This is a genomic window from Cryobacterium sp. TMT4-31 (genome assembly GCF_004403385.1).
Lineage (GTDB): Bacteria > Actinomycetota > Actinomycetes > Actinomycetales > Microbacteriaceae > Cryobacterium > Cryobacterium zongtaii.
In genome coordinates, this window is sequence record NZ_SOGI01000035.1 from 14,990 (window position 1) to 37,488 (window position 22,499).

At 68.3% G+C, this 22,499-nt stretch carries 24 protein-coding genes; 14 read left to right on the forward strand and 10 right to left on the reverse strand.

Translation table 11 applies throughout. From position 1 onward, the window contains the following. Nucleotide 1: 1 nt before the first annotated feature. Nucleotides 2-910 (reverse strand): isoprenylcysteine carboxylmethyltransferase family protein, encoded by a 909-nt coding sequence (locus E3T19_RS08290; RefSeq protein WP_134408567.1) that lies wholly within the window; start codon nt 908-910, stop codon nt 2-4. 49 nt (nt 911-959) lie between these two features. After that, nucleotides 960-1,583 carry a LysE family transporter gene (locus tag E3T19_RS08295; protein WP_088455832.1) on the reverse strand — a complete coding sequence of 208 codons (624 nt, stop codon included), beginning with the start codon at nt 1,581-1,583 and terminating at the stop codon, nt 960-962. A 131-nt stretch (nt 1,584-1,714) separates the two neighbouring features. On the opposite strand from E3T19_RS08295, the gene E3T19_RS08300 reads away from it, so the two are divergent. Genes E3T19_RS08300 through E3T19_RS08310 form a run of 3 tightly spaced genes read left to right on the forward strand, consistent with a single transcriptional unit; the run spans nt 1,715 to nt 4,375 of the window. Continuing rightward, nucleotides 1,715-2,260, forward strand: coding sequence for a PadR family transcriptional regulator (locus tag E3T19_RS08300; RefSeq protein ID WP_088455833.1), 546 nt, complete (start codon nt 1,715-1,717; stop codon nt 2,258-2,260). A 27-nt stretch (nt 2,261-2,287) separates the two neighbouring features. Further along, nucleotides 2,288-3,970 (forward strand): AarF/ABC1/UbiB kinase family protein, encoded by a 1,683-nt coding sequence (locus E3T19_RS08305; RefSeq protein ID WP_134408568.1) that lies wholly within the window; start codon nt 2,288-2,290, stop codon nt 3,968-3,970. 9 nt (nt 3,971-3,979) lie between these two features. Continuing rightward, on the forward strand, nt 3,980-4,375 hold the full coding sequence (locus tag E3T19_RS08310) for a VOC family protein (protein ID WP_134408569.1): 396 nt from the start codon (nt 3,980-3,982) through the stop codon (nt 4,373-4,375). 215 nt (nt 4,376-4,590) lie between these two features. Here E3T19_RS08310 and E3T19_RS08315 read toward each other — a convergent pair whose 3' ends face one another. Continuing rightward, nucleotides 4,591-5,277, reverse strand: coding sequence for a DNA alkylation repair protein (locus tag E3T19_RS08315; protein WP_134408570.1), 687 nt, complete (start codon nt 5,275-5,277; stop codon nt 4,591-4,593). 31 nt (nt 5,278-5,308) lie between these two features. Next, a complete protein-coding gene (locus E3T19_RS08320) occupies nt 5,309-6,190 on the reverse strand; it encodes an RNA polymerase sigma-70 factor (RefSeq protein WP_241980090.1) in 882 nt (293 codons plus the stop codon). Nucleotides 6,191-6,397: 207 nt separating this feature from the next. Between E3T19_RS08320 and E3T19_RS08325 the strand changes: the two genes are divergently transcribed. Continuing rightward, nucleotides 6,398-7,603 carry an NAD(P)/FAD-dependent oxidoreductase gene (locus tag E3T19_RS08325; RefSeq protein ID WP_166788833.1) on the forward strand — a complete coding sequence of 402 codons (1,206 nt, stop codon included), beginning with the start codon at nt 6,398-6,400 and terminating at the stop codon, nt 7,601-7,603. Nucleotides 7,604-7,913: 310 nt separating this feature from the next. Here the strand turns inward: E3T19_RS08325 and E3T19_RS08330 are convergent, their stop codons facing one another. Then, entirely contained in the window at nt 7,914-8,783 is an 870-nt protein-coding gene (locus E3T19_RS08330) for a helix-turn-helix domain-containing protein (RefSeq protein WP_134408573.1), read from the reverse strand. 101 nt (nt 8,784-8,884) lie between these two features. On the opposite strand from E3T19_RS08330, the gene E3T19_RS08335 reads away from it, so the two are divergent. Further along, nucleotides 8,885-9,631, forward strand: coding sequence for an SDR family oxidoreductase (locus E3T19_RS08335; RefSeq protein ID WP_134408574.1), 747 nt, complete (start codon nt 8,885-8,887; stop codon nt 9,629-9,631). 184 nt (nt 9,632-9,815) lie between these two features. Here the strand turns inward: E3T19_RS08335 and E3T19_RS08340 are convergent, their stop codons facing one another. Further along, a complete protein-coding gene (locus E3T19_RS08340; protein WP_088455840.1) occupies nt 9,816-10,193 on the reverse strand; it encodes a hypothetical protein in 378 nt (125 codons plus the stop codon). Between the two features lie 116 nt (nt 10,194-10,309). On the opposite strand from E3T19_RS08340, the gene E3T19_RS08345 reads away from it, so the two are divergent. Further along, on the forward strand, nt 10,310-11,119 hold the full coding sequence (locus E3T19_RS08345; protein ID WP_134408575.1) for a hypothetical protein: 810 nt from the start codon (nt 10,310-10,312) through the stop codon (nt 11,117-11,119). Between the two features lie 106 nt (nt 11,120-11,225). Here the strand turns inward: E3T19_RS08345 and E3T19_RS08350 are convergent, their stop codons facing one another. Next, entirely contained in the window at nt 11,226-12,503 is a 1,278-nt protein-coding gene (locus E3T19_RS08350) for a sodium:proton antiporter (RefSeq protein ID WP_088455842.1), read from the reverse strand. A 206-nt stretch (nt 12,504-12,709) separates the two neighbouring features. Between E3T19_RS08350 and E3T19_RS08355 the strand changes: the two genes are divergently transcribed. The 6 genes from E3T19_RS08355 (at nt 12,710) to arfB (ending at nt 17,666) form a co-directional block, all read left to right on the forward strand. Continuing rightward, the gene (locus E3T19_RS08355; RefSeq protein WP_255453166.1) at nt 12,710-14,071 is read left to right on the forward strand and encodes a DUF2254 domain-containing protein; all 1,362 of its coding nucleotides are present in this window, start codon (nt 12,710-12,712) and stop codon (nt 14,069-14,071) included. A 118-nt stretch (nt 14,072-14,189) separates the two neighbouring features. Beyond that, nucleotides 14,190-15,038, forward strand: coding sequence for an endonuclease domain-containing protein (locus E3T19_RS08360; protein ID WP_134408577.1), 849 nt, complete (start codon nt 14,190-14,192; stop codon nt 15,036-15,038). 107 nt (nt 15,039-15,145) lie between these two features. Continuing rightward, nucleotides 15,146-15,853 (forward strand): histidine phosphatase family protein, encoded by a 708-nt coding sequence (locus E3T19_RS08365; protein ID WP_103461057.1) that lies wholly within the window; start codon nt 15,146-15,148, stop codon nt 15,851-15,853. A gap of 9 nt (nt 15,854-15,862) precedes the next feature. Then, the gene (locus E3T19_RS08370; RefSeq protein WP_088455846.1) at nt 15,863-16,408 is read left to right on the forward strand and encodes a DUF3090 domain-containing protein; all 546 of its coding nucleotides are present in this window, start codon (nt 15,863-15,865) and stop codon (nt 16,406-16,408) included. 2 nt (nt 16,409-16,410) lie between these two features. After that, the gene (locus E3T19_RS08375; RefSeq protein ID WP_134408596.1) at nt 16,411-17,178 is read left to right on the forward strand and encodes an SCO1664 family protein; all 768 of its coding nucleotides are present in this window, start codon (nt 16,411-16,413) and stop codon (nt 17,176-17,178) included. Nucleotides 17,179-17,243: 65 nt separating this feature from the next. Then, nucleotides 17,244-17,666: an alternative ribosome rescue aminoacyl-tRNA hydrolase ArfB gene (gene arfB, locus E3T19_RS08380; RefSeq protein WP_088455847.1), complete on the forward strand. Its 423-nt coding sequence runs from the start codon at nt 17,244-17,246 to the stop codon at nt 17,664-17,666. A 6-nt stretch (nt 17,667-17,672) separates the two neighbouring features. Here arfB and E3T19_RS08385 read toward each other — a convergent pair whose 3' ends face one another. Beyond that, nucleotides 17,673-18,335, reverse strand: a complete 663-nt coding sequence (locus E3T19_RS08385) for an alpha/beta family hydrolase (protein ID WP_134408578.1) — start codon at nt 18,333-18,335, stop codon at nt 17,673-17,675. Nucleotides 18,336-18,342: 7 nt separating this feature from the next. Then, complete coding sequence (locus tag E3T19_RS08390) at nt 18,343-19,293, reverse strand: NAD(P)-dependent alcohol dehydrogenase (protein ID WP_134408579.1); 951 nt, start codon at nt 19,291-19,293, stop codon at nt 18,343-18,345. 98 nt (nt 19,294-19,391) lie between these two features. Here E3T19_RS08390 and E3T19_RS08395 point away from each other — a divergent pair, with 98 nt between their 5' ends. Both E3T19_RS08395 and E3T19_RS08400 read left to right on the forward strand, forming a co-directional pair. Then, entirely contained in the window at nt 19,392-19,997 is a 606-nt protein-coding gene (locus E3T19_RS08395) for a DUF1992 domain-containing protein (RefSeq protein WP_134408580.1), read from the forward strand. Between the two features lie 161 nt (nt 19,998-20,158). After that, the gene (locus E3T19_RS08400; protein ID WP_134408581.1) at nt 20,159-20,860 is read left to right on the forward strand and encodes a DNA alkylation repair protein; all 702 of its coding nucleotides are present in this window, start codon (nt 20,159-20,161) and stop codon (nt 20,858-20,860) included. A gap of 37 nt (nt 20,861-20,897) precedes the next feature. Here the strand turns inward: E3T19_RS08400 and E3T19_RS08405 are convergent, their stop codons facing one another. Next, a complete protein-coding gene (locus E3T19_RS08405) occupies nt 20,898-22,334 on the reverse strand; it encodes an ATP-binding protein (RefSeq protein WP_134408582.1) in 1,437 nt (478 codons plus the stop codon). Nucleotides 22,335-22,499 lie beyond the last annotated feature (165 nt).

Sequence of the window (22,499 nt, forward strand, 5' to 3'; positions counted from 1 at the left end):
CTCACGGGCGGGACGGCGACACCGGCGCTCCGGGAAGCCAGCACCGCACCGCATCACGATACCGGCGGAATTCGGCGCCGAAGCGCTGTTCGAGGTCGGCCTCTTCGTGCGGCCTGATGGCGTAGTTCCAGAGCAGCGAGCCGGCGACCGCATAGACAAGGACCAGCCACGACGAGAGGATGAGGCCGACCGCAACACCCTGCACGATGCCGGAGACCGCCATCGGGTTGCGCACCCAGCGGTACGGTCCGGCGATGACCAGGCTGTTCGGCATCGCCGAGGGCAACGGTGTGCCGTCTCCCAGCGTCGACATCACGATGGCCGACCAGATGCCCAGAGCACTGGCGGCCATCAACACGGCTACGCCGAGGGGGACGGTGAACGCCGGGAACTGCAGGGCGATTGCCCAGCGGCGCTCGAGGACCGCGGCGATGAGCGGGATCACCACGAGGAACAGGCCCCAGAAGACCGCTATCTGCGAGAAGGTCGAGACCACGTGGGACGCCGCGGCAGAGCGCACGGCGGCGGGCCGGAAGGCGAACGGGCCCCGAATCATCCACTCGGTGGGGATGCGCCCGAGTGCTACGAGGCACAGCGCGAACGCGGACCCGGCGGTGGCCGCCGCCATGATGGCCACGCCCCAGCCGGCTTCGGTGGTGACCGTGGCATACCCCGCGAGCGCGATGGCGACGATGCCGGTCCACGCAGTGCTCACCACCGCGGCGCCCCGCACGCCCAGCGCCGCCAGCGCCGAGGCTCCGACGAAGAGAGGGATGTCGACGGCGGCGACAAGGATCGGGTTGAGGCCGCCGAGGGTCACGTCGCGCACCGGGGGAGACGCGAACACGGCGAACCACCACGCGGCACCGGCAATCGCCTGCACGGCGAAATATGTTCGACCCCATCGCATGTGCTCACCCTAACGGCGGGCCGGCATCAACCGCCGACGGCCAGAGACCTCAGTGGATGACCGCGAGCAGCACGCCGACGGCCACGAAGAGCACGCCGAAGACCCGGTTCACCACCAGCTGACCCCGAGCGTCGCGGGTGAATCGCTGGAATGAGCGCGCCGCAACGGCGAAGAAGAACCACATCACCAGAATGTCGATCACAACGACGGTGGCGGCCACGATCAGGTACTGGGCCGGCAACGGCCGATCGACCCGGATGAACTGGGGCAGGAACGCCAAGAAGAACACGATCGCCTTGGGGTTGAGCATGTTCACCCACAGCCCGCGTCGGAACATCGACGAACGCGGCTCATCGCTCAAAGCTCTGGTCTGTTCGGAATCGAGCTCCGGCTTCGCCAGAAACTGCCGGACGCCCAGGTAAACCAGGTAGGCGGCACCGGCGTAACGAATGACGTTGAACGCGAGCGGCGAACTGGCCACGAGCAGACCCACACCGAGTGCCACGATCACGATGTGGATGAGCAACGCGGCCTGCTGGCCGAGGATGCCCCAGATCGAACGGCGAAAGCCCGCATTCAGGGCGTTGCTCATGGTGTTGATGGCCCCCGCGCCAGGCGTGAAGCTGATCAAGGCGCCCGCGCCGACAAGGGCCACCCACAGGGAGAACTGCATCCGACCATCCTAGATTCTGCGCTTATGCGAGAGTTCGCTGAGAGTCGAGTCTGACACCCTCCGATCCCTATCGGTTGCCCGCGCCTGACTATATCGTTGAGTATCGTTAGCGTTTCACTGAGGAGGTCATCATGGGCAATTCATTCCCCACTGGCGGGTTCGGCGGCGGCAATCCCGTCGACGGCATGTGGCAAGCGATGGAGCAGCTGCGCTCCAAGTTCGAGAAGCGCGCGGGCACCCGCATGGGCCGCGGTGACGTGCGTGCTGCGGTTCTCGCTCTGCTCGTCGAACAGCCGATGCACGGCTACCAGATCATCCACGAAATCGAGGAACGCAGCGGCGGCTCCTGGAAGCCCAGCGCCGGCTCGGTGTACCCGACGCTGCAGCTGTTGGCCGACGAGGGGCTGATCAGCGCGGAGGAGTCCAACGGTCGCAAGACCTACTCGCTCACCGACGCGGGCCGCGCCGAGGCCACCACCTCTGCCGGCCAGGCGCCGTGGGCGCCGGAGACCGAGGCGGAGGACGCCAAGTTCACCGCTCTGCCCAAGGCCGGATTCGAGCTCGCGCAGGCCGCCGCCCAGGTCGGTCGCACCGGCACCCCGGAGCAGATCCAGCAGGCTGTTGCGGCCATCGACGAGGCACGTCGCCGGATTTACTCAATCCTCGCCCAGGACTAGCGGGTGACGCCGGGTCGCCGGGTCCGAATGCGCGTGAACCCCGGCGCGGGGGACACCCGTGCGCGGTACCGCCGCATCCTTCGATTCGCCGGCTGGAACCTCGCCGTCACGTGGTTCTACGAGCTGCTGCTGCCGCGCATCGGGCTCGCGCGGGTCGCCGAGCGCACCCGCGCCAAGCGGATGCGCCGCTTCGCGCAACGCTTCCACGTGCTCGCCGTGGACCTGGGCGGGCTGATGATCAAGGTCGGCCAGTTCCTGTCGTCCCGGCTGGACGTGTTGCCGCCTGAGATCACGACCGAACTCGAGGGACTGCAGGACGAGGTGCCGCCGGTTGCCTTCCCGGCGATCCGGGCGCTCGCCGAGGCTGAGCTGGGCATGCCGTTGGAACGGGCGTTCGCGTGGGTCGACGAGACGCCGGTGGCGGCGGCATCGCTCGGTCAGGCTCATCGTGCGCGGCTCGCCCCGCTCGATGCCGCCGACACCGGCCTGCACGGTGTGGTGATCAAGGTTCAACGGCCCGGCATCGACGCCATTGTCGACGTCGACCTGGCGGCGTTACGCAGAGTGAGCGGCTGGCTCAGCCACGTGCGCCTCGTCTCCGACCGGGTGGATGCGCCGGCGCTGATCGAGGAATTCGCGCTGACCTGCCTCGAGGAGATCGACTACCTGCACGAGGCCACCAGCGCCGTGCGGTTCGCGGAGGACTTCGCCGACGACGAGCGGGTGAGTGTGCCTGAGATCGTCTGGGAGCGCACCACCCGACGCGTGCTCACTCTCGAGGACGTGACGGCGATCAAGATCACTGACACGGATGCGCTGGACGCGGCGGGCATCGACCCGGCGCAGGTGGCTCCGGTCTTCGCCGCCGTGATGTTCGACCAGCTGTTCACCAACGGGTTCTTCCACGCCGACCCGCACCCGGGCAACATCTTCGTCACCCCGATGCCGGACGATCCGAGCGGCCGCGGCTGGAGACTGACGTTCATCGACTTCGGCATGATGGGTGAGGTCCCCACGAGCACCCGCCGCGGACTGCGGAAGATGCTCATCGCGGCCGCCTCGCGCGACGGCACGGGCATGGTCAATGCGGCCCGCGACCTGGGCGTGCTGCTGCCCTCGGCCGAAACCTCCGAGCTGGAGAAGGCGATGAAGCAGCTCTTCGCCCGCTTCGGCGGCATGGGCTTCGCTGAGCTGCGCGAGGTGGACCCGCGGGAGTTCCGCGACTTCGCCATCCAGTTCGGGGATGTCGTGCGGGCGCTGCCGTTCCAGCTGCCGGAGAACTTTCTGCTGATCATCCGGGCGATGTCGCTCACTTCCGGGGTCTGCAGTTCGCTGAACCCCGCGTTCAACCTCTGGGATTCGGTGGAGCCCTACGCGTCGCAGTTGATCCGCGACGAGGGCGGCAACGTGGTGCAGGACTTCGGCAAACAGGCGCTGGAGAACGCCGGTATCGCCTGGGCACTGCCGAAGCGGTTGGACGCGATCGTCACCCGCCTCGGGGACGGCACTGTGGCGGTGACGAGCCCGGGCCTCGAGCGGCGGGTCGCGCGCCTGGAGCGCACCGCCGGCCGAGTGGTGTCGGCGGTGCTGTTCGGAGCCCTGCTCATCGCCGGCGCGGTGCTCCGCGGTGACGATGCGGTTCTCGGCGCAGTCCTGATGATCGGGTCGGTCATTCCGCTGCTGCACGCCCTGTTCGCGGGGCGTAGATAGGATCTGCGCATGTCAGGGCCACTGCTCTATCTGAGTTTTCCCGGTACGGCGCGTGAAGCTCTCGGCTTCTACGCGGATGTGTTCGGTGGCGAGCTCACTCTGCACACCTACCAGGACTTTGGGCGGAGTGACGGCCCCGAGGACGCCATAGCCCACGGAGTTCTCAGCGGCAGGGTCGCTCTCGCCGGCTCCGACGCGGCCGAGAGCGAGAAGAGCTTTCGGATCGAGGGCGCCAGCCTCGCCCTTCTGGGCACTGCCGAACCAGCGGTTCTCCACGACTGGTTCGACAAACTGTCGGTCGGCGGCAGGATAGTTGATCCCCTCGCCCCCAAGCCGTGGGGCGCGTCCGACGGCCAGGTCATCGACCGGTACGGACTGCACTGGCTCATCGGGTACGAACTCTGAACCCGATCCCCACGGCTCAGCTGCGGTGGTAGCTTCCAGGTGACGGCAGGTGCCACACGTGCAGTGCGGCTGCACTCGCACCAGGCCGGCAGCGCGTGGAATCGAGTCCGGAAGAAGACCGCCCAAGCCCAGGACCGCTGCGGCTGATCGATCGGTGTCGAGCGGCGCTAACCGGGCTGCCGCGGGCTCGACTCGCAACTCGAAGCCGGCTGTCGTCAGGCCTTCTGGCGGCTGACCATCTCGGTGATCCAGATGGGTGCGAACGGTGAGGTGCAGCCAGGGGGAGTCGGGTAGTCCTTGAGTACCTCCAGGCGCTCGCCGATGGCCAGGGCGCGAGCGCGGTGATCGGGATGCTCGATCCCGATCTGCGCCAGGCAGTGGTTCATCGCCCACTGCAGGCGCTCCGGCGCATCCTTCATCTCGGCCTCGATGAGCTCGAGCAGCCCATCCAGGTCGAGGCCCTCGGGGGACTTGGCCACCCGCTCGGTGGTCAGCGCCCAACCGGCGCTGGCGACCACGGGGTCGGCGTCGGCGAACCAGAGCACGCGCAGCTCCTCGACGTGCGAGTTCTTCTTCACCACATAGTTCACGAGCCAGTCCTGCACCTTGGGTGTGCCGGCTTCGCGCAGCATGGCATCCAATTCATCCCGCTCGAACGCCTTCGGCCGGCAGATCAGCAGGGCGAGCAGCCGCGCCGCGGTGTCCCCGGTCGCCCACAGGTCCCGTGAAAACTCCGGCTGGGTCTTGATCCGTTTGGCGACCGCGCGCAGCTTGGTGAGGTTCACCCCGTGGTCGTCACCGTGGTTGAGGTTCACCGCGCGGATCTGCGGGTCCTCGAGCGCGGCCAGCTCGGCCATCACCTCGGCCACTGCCGGGGTCACTGCCGATGTCGTCTGGACCATGGCGGTCTCCTTTTCATCGCGTGCTGTCAGCCTACGACCGGTGCCTCTCGAGCGGGACGTTGCGCACGGCGCCGAGTTTCACCGGGTTCATGATGAAGAAGATCCGGTCGATGCCGCGGGTGCTGACCCCAATGGCCCCGACGAGGAACGGCTCGCCATCCATTCGAAGCACGAAGGCGTCGGAGCCGTTGACTGCGGCGACATGGAGCTCGACATGCATCTGTAGTTTCTGAACCGTACCGAGAAGGAACCGTGCCACGTGGTCGGGACCTTCGACCGGCCGGCGCGCGGCGGTGACGTTCCCACCACCGTCCGAGTACAGGACGATGTCGTCGGCGAGCAGACTCTGCAGGCCCTCCAGGTCGCCGGCTTGAGCGGCGGCGAGGAAGGAGCGAAGCAGACGGTTCTTCTGCGCGACGGTTACGCGGTTATCGCTGTGCTCCTTGAGGTGCAGGCGGGCACGCCGGGCGAGCTGGCGGGCGTTGGCCTCCGTGGTCTCAACTACCGCGGCGATATCACCGAAGGTGTAACCGAAGGCCTCGTGGAGCAGATAGACGGCGCGCTCCTGTGGGGTCAGTCGTTCCATCAGTAACAGGAGCCCGACTTCGAGGGCCTCCGCGTTTTCCGCTCCCAGTTCGGGATCGGCGCCGGTAAACACCGGTTCCGGCAGCCACGGGCCGATGTAGGTCTCCCGACGCATGCGCGACGACGTCGCCACGTTGATCGTGAGGCGGGTCGTCATCGTCGTCAAAAATGCAGGATGGCTGCGGATGCCCGAGCGGTCGGTCGTCTGCCACTTGACCCAGGCGTCCTGCACGACATCCTCTGCTTCCACTGCGCTGCCGAGCATGCGGTAGGCGATACCGAAAAGCCGGGGGCGCATCGACTCAAACCCGGCCGCCAGCTCATCCATTTCTGCTGCGGTAACGTCGCGACTGGGAACTCCCATCGGCATCCTCTGTTCGGTGCTGCTCGGTGTGCAATCCGGCATCAACTTACCGCTACGCCCTTTCCAATGGTGATTCGTGACGGGCCCCGCGCGAGTGCCGCCAGGTGTCACGTTTCGGCGGAGGCGGCGGTCATTACTTGTGACCCCGCCCGTTTTCGAGAAAGAGACCGCATGAGCACACGTTCCGAGCACAGGGTTGTCGTCATCGGGGCCGGCTATGCCGGAATCCTCGCGGCAAACCGGGTGCAAGCGTCCTTGACGGCTGCCGAGGGCCGCCGGGTGCGCGTCGCAATGGTGAATCCCCGCACCGACTTCATCGAACGCGTGCGCCTGCACGAAGTGGCCGCAGGGGTGCGCACGAGCGCCGCGATTCCACTGGACGACATGCTGCACGACCGCATCGAGATCGTCCTGGGCACGGTGCTGCGGATCGACGCTCCTGCCCGGGTGCTCTCCGTCGCGACCAGCGGTGGGATCACGAGCGAACCCTATGACACCCTGGTCTACGCCGTGGGGAGCACGGCCGCGCTCGGAGTACCCGGTGCGGACGAGTTCGCGCACCTGCTGAGCAACGCTGACGGGGCGGAGACCGCGCGCCTTGCGCTTGCCACCGGCCCGGACGGCCAGCGCATCGTCGTGGTCGGGGGCGGGGCGACGGGTGTGGAGGCCGCCGCTGAGTTCGCGGAACAGCACCCGACAGCGTCGGTCACCCTGGTGTCGAGAGGCGCCGTGCTCGCGCATCTCCCCGCGGCCTCCCGCAAGTCCGTCCTCCGTTCGCTGAATAGGCTCGGAGTCAACGTGATGGAGGGGAGCGGCGCCAGCCGGGTCCAGGCCGATGCCGTTGAACTCCTTGACGGCACGCTTCTTCCCAGCGACGTCACCGTCTGGACCGCCTCTTTCGCCGTCCCCGACCTAGCCCGACGCAGCGGGCTCGACGTCGACCCGATCGGCCGGTTGCTGGTCGACGAGGAACTCCGTGCGCTTGCGTACCCTGAAGTCTTCGGAGCCGGCGACGCCGTGCACCCGCCGTCGTCCGTGGGTTCTCACCTGCGGATGGGCTGCGCCATCGCCATGCCCCTTGGCGGCCACGCGGCGGACAACGTTCTGGCAGTTCTGCGCGGTGGGAGCCTGACGAAGCTCGATGTCGGTTTCAGCGCTCAGTGCATCAGCATCGGCCGGAAGAGGGCGATCATCCAGCTCCTCACTAAGGCGGACCGGCCTCGGGCGATTCGCATCACCGGCCGGGCCGGGGCGTTGGTGAAGGAATTCGTCTGCGCATACCTCGCGACCGGTTCGCCCCGACGAGAGCGGACCCGACCCGGATCGTTGATGCTGGCCTCTGGCCCGAAGAGGATGCCCGTCGACCTCAGGAACTAGTCCCGTGCGCAAGGTTGGTGCGCCGTCGGGCCAACCGGGGACTCGGCGGCGGTCGGGACCAGTCGCGGTCTGCTTGGCGCAACCTCGGACAAAGCCGCCTGAAACCCTGTGCTTCCGCTCTTACCTCACGACTCGACCGAGCCTCCTGTTGGCGATGACGGTACACGCGGTGGTGGGGTTTTGACACCGGCCGGTCCATGTCGGCGTCGGCGGAGAGCACCACTGCACCTCGTATGGCCCGTTGCGCCCTCTACAGCGGGTGCACCCGGCCATACAGGGCGCAGTGAGCGCCAACGAGCTCACGAAACCACTACTCGGGGGCTGGCCCGCCGGTCGGGGGAGCCGGCGCGAAGCGCTGATGGCCGAGCACGGCCAGGAGCGCCAGCTTCTCGGCGGCCTCGCTCCGCGGCGCCGCGGTGAGGATGAGCAACGCCTGACCACGGTCCTCGGTGAGGAGCGTCTGGCAGTCGAGTTCAATCGGACCCAGTTCCGGGTGGATCAGCGTCTTGTGGTCCTGGAAGCGGGTGGCCACATCCTGCAGTTCCCAGATTTCGGTGAATTCTGCGCTCACCCGGCTCAGCTCTCGCACCAACGCACCCGCTCGTGAGCGCTGGCCCGCCGCTCCGAAGGCCGCACGGAGGCCGGCCACCTGGGCCCGGCTCTGCCGCTGCCGGTCGGCAAACGGGTAGATCTCCCGATCGGTGGGGTCGGTGAACCACCGGTAGACGCTGCTGCGAGCCAGCCCGGTGTGCCGGGAGTGGTCGCCGAGAAGCGCCGCGCCCAGCCAGTTCTGCGCCAGAGTCTCACCGAGGCTGGAAAGGATCAACGCCGGGGTCTCCTCGAGCCGGTCGAAGACCCGCATCAGGGAGGGGGCAACGTGCGTGTCCAGTGGCGTGCGCGCCGGCACGTTGTGGTCGGCGAGGCGGTACAGGTAATCCCGCTCGTCGTTGCTCAGGCGCAGCGCCCGGGCCAGGGCCGCCAACATCTGTTCGGATGGTTGCGGGCTGCGGGCCTGCTCCATCCGCACGTAGTAGTCCGCGGACATCCCGGCCAACGCGGCGACCTCCTCGCGGCGTAACCCGGGGACCAATCGACGCGGCCCAGCGGGGAGGCCGACGTCCTCAGGGCGGACCCCGCTCCGGCGGGAGCGGAGAAAATCGGCGAGAGCAGGTTGGTCCATGCGTCCATCATCCGCCACCGACGCGCCGCTCTCCAGGGACCGGCAGTCCTACGACAACGGCTCCTCTCCCGCATCCGGTCGCCGCCGCACACACTCGAGTCATGAACATCACCGGAAACACCATCTTCATCCCCGGCGCCACCTCGGGCATCGGACTCGCCCTGGCCCTGCGATTGCGGGCCGCCGGCAATACCGTCGTGATCGGCGGGCGCCGCGCCGACGTGTTGCAGCGCCTCGCCGCCGAGCACGGGCTGTCGGGCGTCACCATCGACACCACCGACCCCGCCTCCGTGCTGGCCGCCCGCGACCAGATTCTGGCCGAGCACAGCGACCTGAACGTACTCATCGCCATGGCCGGGGTGATGAACGCCGAGGATGTGCGCGGTGCTGGTTTCCTGGCCGTAGCTGAACGCATCGTCGAGACCAACATCAACGGGCCGCTGCGGCTGGTCGCCGCATTCATCGAGCACCTGCAGACCCGCCCAGACGCCACCCTGATGACGGTCTCGTCAGGGCTCGCCTTCACCCCGCTGGCCTTTACCCCCACCTACAACGGCACCAAGGCCTTCATCCACCAGTACAGCGAGACCATTCGGATGCAGCTGGCCGGAACATCCGTGCAGGTCATTGAGCTCGTTCCGCCGGCCGTGCAGACCGAACTGATGGCCGGCAACTCGGTGAACGAGCACTTCATGGCTCTGGACGCCTTCGCCGACGAGGTTATGGCTCTTCTGGAAGCGCAGCCCGACGCGCAGGAGATTCTCGTTGATACCGTGAAGTTCCTGCGGTTCGCGGAGGTCGAGGGGCGCTACGCCGCCACCATTGCGGCGCTGAACCCCGCCGCGTGACAGGGCAGGCGGCTCACTGCACCTCCTACGGGCGGCCGCGCCCGCTATAGCGGTAGCGGTCGCCGACAGGGGGCGCAGTGAGCGCCGCGCACGCCCCGGACAAGGCCCAGCGATGGATGCGCCGGGTCAGGCGGAGATCGCGAGGTCTTGAGTGATGCTCGGCGAATCGCCGGCGTAGACCGGCTCAACTCGGGGCGGCACCTCTGAGCGCGCGGATGATCTGCGCGAGCGCCAACCCGGCGGCCGCCACCACGGGCACGGTTACCACCATCAGGGCGATTCGGTTGGGCCGGAATTCCAGCCCGTCGGGTCCGCCGACATAGGCGCCGATCGGCACCGCGTAGCCGCCGCCACCACCGCCGCTGCCTTCCCCGACGCCCATGCCGGCTGGGCCGAAGCCGCCGTCGGGCATCTCGCTGGAGCCCTCGCCGCCGCCGAAGCCGAAGCCGACGAGCGCGACGGGGATCAGGTCGTGCCCGCCCAGCGTGGTCTTCTCGCCGTACGCCAGTTTCGCACCCCAGGAGGGCACCGATTCCGCTAGTTTCTCGATGAGGTTCGCCATGGAGCGACCGTACGCGGGTTTGCGCCGATCGGATAGCTGCCACCTGCCGGTAGGCTGCGAGTGCCCAGGCAGGGCGGAGCGGGCCGTGACGAGCACAGATGAGAAAAGAGCCGACCGTGGGGGAGAAAACGGCAGTGAAGAGTGGGGCATTCCGGCGCGAGACCTGGTTTCTCATCGCGGCAATCGGGTTGCTGCTGAGCCCGGCCCTCTTCGACCTGCGCTGGCTGCGAGACGCCACCGCGGACTTCGGCAATTCCCGGGACGCGCTGTACGGCGTTGTCGGTGCGTTCGTGACGGCCGGCCTCGTCAATTCGTGGAGCAAGAGACGTGCCGAGACGCGGGACAGGCTGCGCTACGACGGGATGTCGAAGGTGGCGTTTCGCAGTCTCGCCCAGACCGTGAACGATGTGGGACGGATGCTCCTCGCCCCTGTAGTCGGAGCCGATCTCTATGCCGCTGGAATTCCCGGGTTCACCCCGGAGCATCATGAGGAAAATCTGGCGAATCTCCGCGCCCTGTCGATACAGCCCGACTTCGCGCCGAAAAGCGGCGTCTGGGACGACGCCGTGAGTCGTGACAAGGTGACGGCGAACCTGATGGCGCTCTGTGCGCAACATGGGTTCCCGCAACACATGTTTCGCACCACATCGGCTGCCCGGCGGCGCCTGCAAACGGCCATGGCTGATTGGGCGCCCGTGATGGTGGCCGTGCCGGGAGCGAACGAACACCTGGCCCGTGGCTGGCCGCTGGCGGACCAGATCGTTCTGTTGCTCGAGTCCTGGCGGCATTTGATGACCGCGGACGCGTCGGGTGCCGCCTCCCAGAGTGACCTGGACCGGGTGGCAGAGGACTACGCCGAGACGATTCGCCAGTACCAAGCCTGGATTCAGGAGCTGATTCCGTTGGCCGGCCTGCCCGCTCGCTGACGGCCCACCGCGCGCCGATACTCGTTGACACGCCGGTAACGTTTCATCGGCGACCGCATCGCCGACCTCCTCGGCCGCATGACGGTGGAGGAAGAGGGGGGCCCTGCTAGGCGTCGTGGGCACCGGGGAGGTGGCGTCGGCGGCGGGACATCGTCGCCTGCACCGCCTCTGCTGCGCCTGGATGTTGCGCACTGTGCGCCGTGTACCAGCGGTGGTAGGCGGCGACCAGCGGAACCGACGTGAGGCCGTGCAGGATCACGCTCAGCGCAACGGTGACGAAAACCGTCGTGAGCACGACGTCCCCCTCGGGCACACCACGCTCGAAGGCGAGAAGCGCGAACACCAGCGAAGCCAGCCCGCGCGGACCGAACCAGCCGATGAACGCCACCGTGGGCCGTTTCAGCCCCTGACCGGCGAGGGCGATCGTGACCGGAATCATCCGTACCAGCGTCAGGCTGAGCGCGGCGTAGAGGACGACCTGCCAGGTGATGTACGGGAAGGCCAGGGTGAGGGCCAGCGCGCCGAACCCGATCCAGGTGACGGCGGCGAGGAAGCCGCCAGAGTCCTCGGCCAGCAAGGTGACGGCCGACCCGCGCGTGCCGGAGAACCTGCCGAACACGAGGCCGCCCACGAAGGCGGCGATGAATCCGCTGCCACCGAGTGTCACGGCGATGGTGAACGCCAGCAGCGCCGCCGCCAGGGGAACGATCTGGCGCCACTCCCGGCCGATCCAGTCCCGGTGGTCGGCGGCGCGGAACAGCAGCCCGCCCAGCGCGCCGGCGACCAAGCCCCCGATGAGCCCCCAACCGATCTGGGCGGCCATGCTGCTGATCACCGCCGAGGGCACGTCGGTCTCCAGCTCAGCGTTGGCGATCGCGAGTGTGACCAGGAAGAACGGCACGGCGAGGCCGTCGTTGAGTCCGCTCTCCACGTCGAGGGACTGCCGCACCCGCCCGGGGACGGCCGGGTCGGACACGACCTTCTGGCCCAACGCCGCATCCGTGGAGGCCAGCATCGTGGCCAGCAGCACCACGGAGGCCAGCGCCATGTCGGGGAAGACGAGCGCACCGACCACAGATCCGGCGATCATGGTGAGCGGCAGCCCGATCAGCAGCAGGCGGGTCGGCAAGGAGAGCTCTCGCCGGAGCGCCCGCAGGTCGATGCGGGAGGCGTCGCTGAAGAGGAGCAGCACCAATGCGATCTCGGCCACAAGCTCGGCGACCTCGGATTCCACGGCAATGTCGAGCCAGCCGAGCGCCGACGTGCCGACGAGGAAACCCACGACGGTGAAGAAGAGGGCCGACGTAATGCCCCGTCGATCCAACGGCCTCGAGAACACACTCCAGATGACGATGATCGCCAGCACCGTTGTGGCCGCAACCATCCGAACCCTGCTCTCGATCGTGGCGCCTGCATCTGGCTGCCCTGCACCACGTCTACACCCGAATGCGCCTGGTTCCTAGATGTTAGGCGGGCGCCGAGACCGCCCGTTTCGGGCTTACGACGGCCGGAATCCCGATCAGACCTGGTTGCTATGCTGACCGGACGTGCACCGAAGAACCGACCCGGCGGGAGTGATTTGTGGCTGAGATGCGGGGTTCAGGCGGTGGTCGAGCCCGGTGGGCGCGCCTGACCGAGTCGGTGGAATCACGGTTGTGGCCGCTTCCGGTGGCGGCGATTCTACTGGCTGTCGTGCTGGGGCTCGTGCTTCCGCGCATTGACCTGCTCATCGACGCGGAACTGCCCACCGCCGTGGACTCGGTGATATTCAACGGGGGAGCAGAGACGGCCCGGTCGGTGCTGTCGTCGATTGCCGGCTCGTTGATCACGGCGACGTCGCTGACTTTCTCTCTCACGGTGGTGGCGTTGCAGCTGGCCAGCAGCCAGGCGTCGCCCCGCGTGTTGCGGTTGTTCGCCAGGGACCGGCAGGTGCACGCGACCCTGGCTGTTTTCCTCGGCACCTTCGCATACTCGATCACGGTGCTGCGGTCGGTGCGAGCGACGACGGATGACGCCGCCGAGTTCGTACCCCGGGTCGCCGTGACGACGGCGTTCGTTCTCACCCTGGTGAGCGTCATCATGCTGGTCTTCTTCCTCGCCCACCTAGCCGCCCAGCTGCGGGTGGAGACGATGCTGAAGGACATCCACGCCGAAACGAACCGCACCATCGACCTCGTCGGTGCCGGCAATGAGGCCGCTCAGGCGTATACCTCGCCGATGCAGATCCCGGTCGGGACGCACACCGTCACGGCGGCGGTGAGCGGTTTCATCACCGGCCGCGACCACGCGGCACTGGTGGCCTACGCCGCCCCGCACTCGCTTGTCTTCCAGGAGGTCAGGCGGGTCGGGGAAAACGTCGTCGCCGGCACGCCACTGATGGTGTGGTGGCCGGCCGGGGACGGTACGGACCCGGCGGACGCGGACGACGTGGCGGATGCGGTGCGCGGCGCGTACTCAATTGCCTACGAACGCACCGCGGCGCAGGACATCGACTACGGGGTGCAGCAGATCGTGGACATCGGCGTGCGCGCGCTGTCGCCGGGCATCAACGACCCGACCACCGCCGTGAATGCCCTCGGGCACCTCAGCGCGATCGTGGCCAGCACGCTCCAGATGCCGGCGCTTCCCAGCGCCCTCGCCGATGCGGACGGGAACCTGCGGGTGGTGACGGCTACCCGCACAGCGGCAGACACTATCCATGATGCGCTGTCCCCGATGCGGCATTACGGCGCCAACGACCCCTCGGTGGTGAGAAGGTTTCTGCAACTGGTCAGCGATCTGGCTTACACCTGCTCGGCCGGGGAGGTGCAGACGGCCCTTCAGCAGCAGCTGGCCGCACTGGACCTGCAACTGCAGGCACAGGGCGACGATCCCGCCTCGGTCAGAGAGATGCGCGCCGCTGTCGCCGAGGTCACGGCGCGCATCGCCGACTCGCCCGTCCGTGCGACCTAGACGGAACACCGCATCCTTCGGCGCCATGCCGTGTTGTGCACAGGGGCGCGACGGGGCGAGTTCTCGACAGCCGAGATCGTTTCTGCGCGGGAGCTGATGCCGCCACGACACTAGACGGATGGACCTCGGCATCTGGCTCGCCCGGCACCACGGCGTTGCGCACTCAGCTCAGGCGCTGCGTGCGGGGTTCACTCGATACTCGATCAGGCAGAGCATCGCCGGCGGCGAGTGCGAACGCATCCGCCGTGATTGGCTCGCTCTGCCGACGGCTCCAGCCGATCTGCGCGCCGCGGCTGCGCTCGGCGGGCGGGTGGCGTGCCTCAGCGTTGCCCGGCAGCTTGAGCTGTGGCACCTCTCTGACGGGATGAACCACGTCAGCATGCCGAGAAACACGGCGGTGCCGGCATCCGAAACCCTGCGGGTGCACTGGAGTATCGGACCGGTACCGGTTGCCCGGTTCGCACTTGCGGAACCTATCGAGAACGCCCTCGTGCACATCGCCGAGTGCCAACCGTTCGAGAACGCTCTCGTCGTCTGGGACTCCGCTTTGAACAAGAAGCTCGTGACCCAGGCCTCGCTCGCGAGGCTGCACCTGCGCAGTGCCGCGGCCCGTGCCGTGCGAGAGGTCGCGTCGGGGCTGGCCGATTCGGGCCTGGAGACGCTGCCCGTTTCCCGGCTCGCGGCCATCGGCATCCGGGTCAGCCAGCAGGTCATGCTCGCGGGGCACCGCCTCGATGGTCTGATCGGGCAGCGGCTCGTACTGCAGAGCGATGGCTTCAGCTCCCACTCCACGGCCGAGCAGCGGCGGGCAGACATCGCGCACGATCGGAGGCTCGTCCTCCTCGGTTTCACGGTTCTGCGCTACGACTACCGGCAGATCCTCTTCGACTGGCCACGGGTCGAGGCGGAGATCCTCCACGCCATGGCCCGGGGTCTTCACCTCGCCCCGACGCAAGTTAGGAGATAGTGAGATTAATAGGATGCATTGGGCCGGCTATTGCGTCCTATAAATCTGACGAAGTCCTAATAAGCGTGCGACCACTCGGGGCCCGGCTGGCTGTCTAGGCTGTAGCCATGGCCACAGTCATCCTCGTGCGGCACGGCCGCACCACCGCAAACGCCACCGGGCTGCTGGCCGGACGCACCGCCGGCGTTCTGCTCGACCAGATCGGCCGAGACCAAGCCGTCGTCACGGGGGAGCGGCTCGCCGCGGTACCGCTGGTCGGGGTGGTCTCCAGCCCCCTGGAACGCTGCCGCGAAACCGCGCAGCACATCATCGACCGCCAGAGTGGCACGCTGCTGACGCCGATCGAAGACGAACTCTCCGAGTGCGACTACGGCGACTGGCAGGGCCGCACCCTCCAGGACCTGTCGGCGGAGAAGCTGTGGTCGGTGGTGCAGACCCAGCCGTCCGCCGTGACCTTCCCGAACGGGGAAGCGATGGCAGCGATGCAGGCCAGGTCGGTCGCCGCGATCCGCCGCCTGGACGCCGCCTTCGAGGCGGAACACGGACCCGGCGCGGTCTGGGTGGCGGTGAGCCACGGCGACATCATCAAGTCGATCCTGGCCGACGCCTTCGGCATGCACCTGGACCTGTTCCAGCGGATCAACGTGGGTCCGGCATCCGTCTCGATCGTGCGGTACGGCAGTAGCCGGCCGACCGTGCACGCCACCAATACCGACGCCGGGGACCTGTCCTGGCTCGCGGCGAGCGCCCCCACGGCGGACGCCCCGGTCGGCGGTGGGGCGGGTCATCAGGCTCCGCACGCGTCGCGCGCCTAAAATACTCGCATGCCTACAATCGTCCATGAGTTCGCCTGGCCGGATCGGGTCGTCGTCGGCACCGTCGGTCTGCCCGGCTCCCGCACCTTCTACCTGCAGGTGCGCACCGGCGCCCAGATCGTCAGCATCGCCCTGGAGAAACAACAATCCGCGCTGCTCGCCGAGAAGATCGACGAGATCCTCGACCAGCTGATCGCCTACGAGGGCAACCCGTTCAGCATCCCCACCGGCACCCCCATCGAACTGGTCGACAACGACCCGTTGGAGCCCGTCGACGAGGAATTCCGCACCGGCTCGATGAGCCTGGGCTGGGACCCGACGACGGTGCAGATCGTGCTCGAGGCCTTCCCGATCGTGGACGAAGACGACGACGAGCTGCTCGACCTCGCAGCCGTCGAACCGGCCGAAATGCTGCTGGTGCGGATGCCCGTCGGCACCGCACGGGCGTTCGCCACACGTACCCGCGAGGTGGTGGGCGCCGGCCGGCCCATCTGCCCGCTCTGCGGCTATCCCATCGACGCAGACGGGCACACCTGCACCCTCCCCGGCGCGTGAACATGCCGGACGCCGACCTCGTCGACGGTGACCTCGAACTCACCGGGCGGATCACGACGGCGTCCAACGCGACGTTCCTAGGCAGCATCGACGGCGTCACGGTGGTGTACAAGCCGATCGCGGGGGAGAACCCGCTGTGGGACTTCCCCGACGGCAACCTGGCCAGCCGGGAGGCGGCGGCGTACCTGGTCTCGGAGGCGTTCGGTTGGAACGTCGTGCCCCGCACCTGGCTGCGCGACGGCCCGATGGGCCCCGGCATGGCGCAGCTCTGGCAGGAGCGGGACCCCGGCCAGGATGCCGTGGACCTGATCCCGGCCGAGGCCATGCCTGAGCAGGGCTGGCGGCACGTGCTCGACGGCCAGGACGAGCAGGACCGGCTGGTGTCACTCATCCACGAGGACTCCGTGGCACTGCGCCGGATGGCCGTGTTCGACATCATCGTGAACAATGCCGACCGCAAGGGAGACCACATCCTGGCCATGCCCGACGGGCACCGACACGGCGTCGACCACGGGCTCACCTTCCACGCCGACCACAAGCTGCGCACCGTGCTCTGGGGCTGGCTGGGCGAGGAGCTCAGCATCGACGAGCTGGCCGGGATCGACAGGGTCAGCGCCGATCTCACCGTCGGGCTCGGGCGCGAACTCGCCGGCCTGCTCACTCCCGCCGAGATCGTCGCCCTCGCCGCCCGCTGCGACCGGCTGCGCACCGAAGCCCGCTTCCCGGCCCCTGAGGGCCGGATGCCCGCGGTGCCCTGGCCGCTGTTCTGACGGTCCCGGCCACCGATTCCCGCAGAACGGCGCCGACCGCGCCCACATCGTGGGACCCTTGAAGCATGGATCTCGAGGTATCGCCCACGCTCACGATTCCGGCGACGGAACTCGGGTGGCGGTTCTCCCGGTCGTCCGGCCCCGGCGGGCAACACGTGAACACCTCGGACAGCCGCGTGCAGGTGTCCTGGAATGTCGTCGAGTCTGCGGTTCTCACCGACGAGCAGCGGATGCTGCTTCTCACCCGACTCGACCGGCGCCTGATCAACGGGGTGGTCACCATGGCCGCCTCCGAACAGCGTTCCCAACTGCGCAATCGTGAGATCGCGCTGACGAAGCTCGCGGAGCTCGTGGCCGCGGGCCTGGCCCCCGACGGGCCCAGCCGCCGGGCGACCAAACCCACCCGGGGTTCCGGCCGCCGGCACCTCGCCGCCAAGCAGCAGCGCTCGGCGACGAAAGCGCAACGGCAGCGGCCGTCCGCTGAGTAACGCAGCCTAGGCCACGCTGGCGCGCACGAACTCGGCGACCATAGGAGCAAGCCCTGCACCCACATCAACGGCCGGGCGCTTGGCTCCCCGAACCTCGAAAGAGTGGTTCGCCGCGTCGATCAACTCGAGTGTCGCCGTGCCGATTCGCCCGACCACCGGGGTGAGTTCGTCCGGGGCGGCGAACGGGTCACGCGTGCCCTGCACGAACAGCATCGGCCGGTCGATCCCGTACAGGTGCTCATCGCGCAGCTTCTCCGGCTTGCCCGGCGGATGCAGCGGGTAGCCGAGAAAGACCAGGCCCGCTGCCGGCATGCCGGCGGCCACCGCCATGGAGGCCATCCGCCCGCCGAAGGACTTACCGGCCGCCCAAACGGGCTGACCCGCCGACCGGGCAGCCGCAGCGTCCATCGCCGCCCGCCAGGCGGCGATCGCCCGGGGCGCCCGGTCGGGGAGCCGGCGGCCGGCCTCCCGGTACGGGAAATTGAACCGCAGGGTCGCCAACCCGGCGGCGTTCAGCGCCTCGCTGAACCCGACGAGGAACGGATGGTCGAAGCTGGACCCCGCTCCCGGTGCCATGACGAGCGTGGCGAACGCGTCCGCCGGTCGGGCGAAGGCGGCCGACACCATCCCGTCCTCCACCACGATGCGCATATTCTCCGTCGATTGCATTCGTCCCCTAGCCCGTGACGACGATCTTGCCGAGAGCACGTCCCTCGCCGAGGTAGGCGAGCGCCCGCGCCGCCTCGTCGAGCGGATAGGTGCGGTCGATGTTGATGCTCAGCTCGCCCGCGACGCACCGCTCGGCGACGGGCTCGAAGTAGGCCGGGCCCTCCCTGGCGATGAGTAGCCCCAGCCGGCGCCCGGTTACCACGCCGAGCGCCGCGCCGACTGTCACGACACGCAGCACGCTGCGTACGGTGCCGCCGACGCAGAGGTAACGACCGCCGCGGGCCAATGCCCGCTGGTAGGCGAACACTGACCGGTGCGCCACGAGGTCGAGGATCAGGTCGAACGGTTCCAGCCGGGTGAAGTCCGAGGTGGTGTAATCGACGACCTCGTCGGCGCCGAGCCCGCGCATGAAGTCGAGCTTTCGCGCGTTGTCGACGCCGGTCACGTGCGCTCCGGAGTGTTTGGCCAGCTGAATCGCGAACGACCCCGACCCGCCGCCCGCCCCGTTGATCAGCACACGCTGCCCGCGGCGAACACGGGCGGTTCCCTGCAGCGCGATCGCTCCGGCCTGGGGCAGGGCCGACGCCTCGGCGAAGGTCAACTCCGCAGGTTTGTGGGCGAGGGCCGCGACCGGCGCCACAGCGAACTCGGCGAAACCGCCCAACAGGCCCATGTTGTCGCCGTACACGTCATCATTCACGCGGAACCGGGTCACGCCGGAGCCGACCGCGGCGACCCGACCGGCGATGTCGGAGCCCAACACCCGGCGCCTGGGGGCGCGCAACCCGCCGATCCGGGCGTACCCCGGGGATCCGGTCAGGCCCTCCCAGTCGGACAGATTGAGGGACGTCGCGGCGACCTCGATGAGTACCTGGTTCGGGCCCGGCGAGGGCTTCGGGATCTCCTCGACCCTCAGCAGGTCGGGCTGCCCGTACCGGTCGTGGACAACGGCCTTCACAGGGGTCCGCCTTCGAGCGCGCGGCGCGGGTGTCGGAACATGCCGGTCAGTGTACGCGGAGCGGCCCGTCAGCGTGTGGGTGAACCTAGGCTGGTGGCATGACTGGTCCACGCGAACCCAGCGATACGCCGCTCAATGTGGCGCGGTACAAGATCAACCGCGAGATTCCTGCACCCGAACGACCCGAGGTCGCCGAGCCGGACACCAACGAGGCCGGCCAGGCCATGATGGATGCCCGCGCCCAGTACGTGGAGATCGCGATCCAGCAGGCGATGCGTCGCGGCGACTTCGACAACCTGCCCGGCACGGGCAAGCCGATCCCGGGCCTCACCGCCCCGTACGACCCGGACTGGTGGATCCGCCAGAAGATCGAGCGTGAGCAGATCACCGGACTGGGCCCGGCTGCCCTCACCCTGCGTTCCGAAGACGCCGGACTCGACGCCAGCCTCGACGCCGTGGTCGCCGAGCGAGCGGTGCGGGAGATCCTCGACGACTTCAACCGCCGCGTGATCGAGGCCCGCCGGCAGCTGCGCGGGGGCCCGCCCGTCGTCACGGCGCTTCGCGATGTCGATGCGGAGGTTGCCCGCTGGCAGGAACGCCGCAACGCCGCACGCATCGAGCGGGACGCGGCGCGGGAACGCCAGGAGGCGGCGCTGGCCGCGATGACCTGGCGGGAACGCCGCCGGGCCAAACGCGAGCGTTGAGGCCGGCCGACGTCTGCCCGCTGGCCGACGCCACGGAATGACACAGCAGACCGGGCCGAGCCCACACAGACACTGGGCTGCCGAACGCGACACACAGGGCCGGGTCTGTCAATAGGCACCGCGACCCTCCAATCTGCCAAGACCGGTGGCATCCTGACTGCATGACGGATGAGACCACCGCTGCCGACTTTCAGAAGAGCCTGGTGGCCCTGGCCACCCCGGAGCAGCGGCAGAAGTACACCCGGTACTTCCCGGGCGACGACTCGTTCATCGGCGTGCGGATGGGCGACGTGTTCGCCCTGGCCGGCCGGGCGCTCGCTATGCCGCTGCCGGACATCGAGACGCTGCTGGAGAGCCCGACCCACGAGGTGCGGGTCGGCGCGTGCTCGATTATGGGCAAGGCGGCGACGGACCGTAAGACCGGCGTCGAACGGCGTGAGGAGCTCTACGAGCTGTACCTGCGCCGCCACGACCGGATCGACACCTGGGATCTTGTGGACCTGGTCGCGTATCAGGTGGTTGGCGGCTGGCTCGTCGACAAGCCACGTGACCCGCTCTACTCCCTCGCGGCGTCGTCGTTCTGGCCGGAGCGCCGCACCGCCTTGGTCGCGACAGCCGCATTCCTGCGCCGGGGCGACATCACCGACACCCTGCAGCTGGCGCGGATGCTCGGCAGCGACGGGAACGACTACGTGCAGAAGGCCACCGGCTGGATGCTGCGCTACCTCGGCGACGTCGACCGGGACGCGCTCCTCGGCTTCCTCGACGACAACGCGGCCGGCTTGCCGAGGCTGACCCTGCGCGCCGCCACCGAGAAGCTCGACAAGCCGGTGCGAGCCGGCTATCTGGCCCGCAAACTGTGAGAAGAGCCTCAGAGTTTTCGGTTTTTCGGGGCTTTTCTCACAGTTCGCGGGCTTGGCGCAGGGGCACGGCTACGTCGGCGCCGCCCTCCCGGGTGAGACGCGGTCCCATGGTGACCATGGTGGGAGCGGGCACAAAACCGCCGGCGAAGAGGGCCTCGCCCTGTCGGAACCGTGAAGCCCGGGCGAGCATGGCCGGCGGCACGAAACCGAAGATGGTGGCGAGCTCGTCGAGGTCCACCGGAGACGTCATCTTCATCAGCGCCAAGTTGTCGCACTGCGAGATGATGCTGGGGTGCACCCGAGACGGTCGCTGGGTCGACAGCAGCAGCCAAAGGCCGAATTTGCGTCCTTCCGCCGCGATCTGCACGATTCTCTCCCGCACCGCCACGTGTAACGGGCTGGTCTGGTCGGGCGAGCAGAAGTTGTGCGCCTCGTCGATCACGATCAGGAGCGGACGGCGTTGCTCCCGTTTGTCCCACAGGTCGTCGAGCACTGCCAACGCCACCACCAGCGACTCCTCCGGGTAGGCGAAGCCGCCGAGGTCGAGCACCGTGGCGTCGGGGCGGGTCTCCAGGATGTCGGTCACGGCCGCCAGGCCCTGCGCCCAGATGCTCCAGTCGGTCACCCGGAGATTCTCGGTGCGTGCCGCCAGTTCGCGCGCCGCCGGGGTGCCCCGGTCCAGCAGGCCGGGGACGACCCTCGTCGGCTCGATCAGACCCACGGTGTCCTCGATGTGCATCAGCTCGTTGTGTTCGGCACGATCATCGAGCGGGTCGAGCCGAAAGACGGCCGCCTTCGCCCGCAACGACAGGTCCAGGAACCGCACCCGGAGAGCATCGGGGGAGGCAGCCGATGGGCGCAGCACCCGGATGTCCCGCTCGGCCAGCGCCCGTTGCGCATCCGTCGATTCACCCGCGGGATGGGCCTGCCGTATGTGCACGAAGTCCGCGTTCGGATCGAAGATCACCATGGGCAGCGCCGTGTGGATCAGCAGCTGTTCCAGCACCACGCCCAGGGCGTAAGTCTTGCCCGATCCGCTCTGCCCGCACCAGAAGGTGTGCCGGTTGAAGCGTTGGGCAAGGAGCCGGGCCGGGATGTGCTGGGAGGCCAGGAAGGAGCCGATGGGCAGGGACGCCGTGGCATCGCCGTAGAGCAGTTCGGTCGTGCGGGCATCCGCGGGTCGGAGCGTGGCCGATCCGAACGCGACGGAGCGCCGAACATCGAGGTGCCGGCCATCTCCATTGAGCAGACCCAGGATGCGCCCGGAGCCGTGCGGGGCGCCGCCGATCGTGACGGTGACCTCCTCAACCTGGCCCAGCTGGTCCGTCTCCTCCTCGCCCTCATCAGTGGACCGGAGGATCACCAGACCGCCCGGCTCGAATCGGGAGCCGGTGGCGCCGACGAACTGGAAATGCCGGCCGTCGATCGACACCGCGGCGGCCTTTTCGAGTGTTGCGCTCTCAACTTCACTCATGGTGTGACCTTTCATCGGGGATTCCGGCCGGAGAATCTCGCGGCGTTCAGCGGCAGCGTAGTGCCGTTTTGAATCTGTGGGCGATTGCCGGTGCATCGTCCTGGCAATTGTCGATGGAACAACCGGTGCGCTGGCCAGGGTTCGGCCCTGTGGACGTTTCGGGAT

Bases quoted from the DNA above. Each gene is read 5' to 3' on its own strand.
- E3T19_RS08320 (WP_241980090.1), bottom strand. From the start codon at position 6,190: ATGGATGAGCTGGCGGCCGGGTTTGAGTCGATGCGCCCCCGGCTTTTC.
- E3T19_RS08335 (WP_134408574.1), top strand. From the start codon at position 8,885: ATGAACATCACCGGAAACACCATCTTCATCCCCGGCGCCACCTCGGGC.
- E3T19_RS08310 (WP_134408569.1), top strand. From the start codon at position 3,980: ATGTCAGGGCCACTGCTCTATCTGAGTTTTCCCGGTACGGCGCGTGAA.
- E3T19_RS08375 (WP_134408596.1), top strand. From the start codon at position 16,411: ATGCCGGACGCCGACCTCGTCGACGGTGACCTCGAACTCACCGGGCGG.
- E3T19_RS08370 (WP_088455846.1), top strand. From the start codon at position 15,863: ATGCCTACAATCGTCCATGAGTTCGCCTGGCCGGATCGGGTCGTCGTC.
- E3T19_RS08330 (WP_134408573.1), bottom strand. From the start codon at position 8,783: ATGGACCAACCTGCTCTCGCCGATTTTCTCCGCTCCCGCCGGAGCGGG.
- E3T19_RS08295 (WP_088455832.1), bottom strand. From the start codon at position 1,583: ATGCAGTTCTCCCTGTGGGTGGCCCTTGTCGGCGCGGGCGCCTTGATC.
- E3T19_RS08305 (WP_134408568.1), top strand. From the start codon at position 2,288: ATGCGCGTGAACCCCGGCGCGGGGGACACCCGTGCGCGGTACCGCCGC.
- E3T19_RS08400 (WP_134408581.1), top strand. From the start codon at position 20,159: ATGACGGATGAGACCACCGCTGCCGACTTTCAGAAGAGCCTGGTGGCC.
- E3T19_RS08385 (WP_134408578.1), bottom strand. From the start codon at position 18,335: ATGCAATCGACGGAGAATATGCGCATCGTGGTGGAGGACGGGATGGTG.
- E3T19_RS08300 (WP_088455833.1), top strand. From the start codon at position 1,715: ATGGGCAATTCATTCCCCACTGGCGGGTTCGGCGGCGGCAATCCCGTC.
- E3T19_RS08365 (WP_103461057.1), top strand. From the start codon at position 15,146: ATGGCCACAGTCATCCTCGTGCGGCACGGCCGCACCACCGCAAACGCC.
- arfB (WP_088455847.1), top strand. From the start codon at position 17,244: ATGGATCTCGAGGTATCGCCCACGCTCACGATTCCGGCGACGGAACTC.
- E3T19_RS08395 (WP_134408580.1), top strand. From the start codon at position 19,392: ATGACTGGTCCACGCGAACCCAGCGATACGCCGCTCAATGTGGCGCGG.
- E3T19_RS08290 (WP_134408567.1), bottom strand. From the start codon at position 910: ATGCGATGGGGTCGAACATATTTCGCCGTGCAGGCGATTGCCGGTGCC.
- E3T19_RS08405 (WP_134408582.1), bottom strand. From the start codon at position 22,334: ATGAGTGAAGTTGAGAGCGCAACACTCGAAAAGGCCGCCGCGGTGTCG.
- E3T19_RS08360 (WP_134408577.1), top strand. From the start codon at position 14,190: ATGGACCTCGGCATCTGGCTCGCCCGGCACCACGGCGTTGCGCACTCA.
- E3T19_RS08340 (WP_088455840.1), bottom strand. From the start codon at position 10,193: ATGGCGAACCTCATCGAGAAACTAGCGGAATCGGTGCCCTCCTGGGGT.
- E3T19_RS08350 (WP_088455842.1), bottom strand. From the start codon at position 12,503: ATGGTTGCGGCCACAACGGTGCTGGCGATCATCGTCATCTGGAGTGTG.
- E3T19_RS08325 (WP_166788833.1), top strand. From the start codon at position 6,398: ATGAGCACACGTTCCGAGCACAGGGTTGTCGTCATCGGGGCCGGCTAT.
- E3T19_RS08315 (WP_134408570.1), bottom strand. From the start codon at position 5,277: ATGGTCCAGACGACATCGGCAGTGACCCCGGCAGTGGCCGAGGTGATG.
- E3T19_RS08355 (WP_255453166.1), top strand. From the start codon at position 12,710: ATGCGGGGTTCAGGCGGTGGTCGAGCCCGGTGGGCGCGCCTGACCGAG.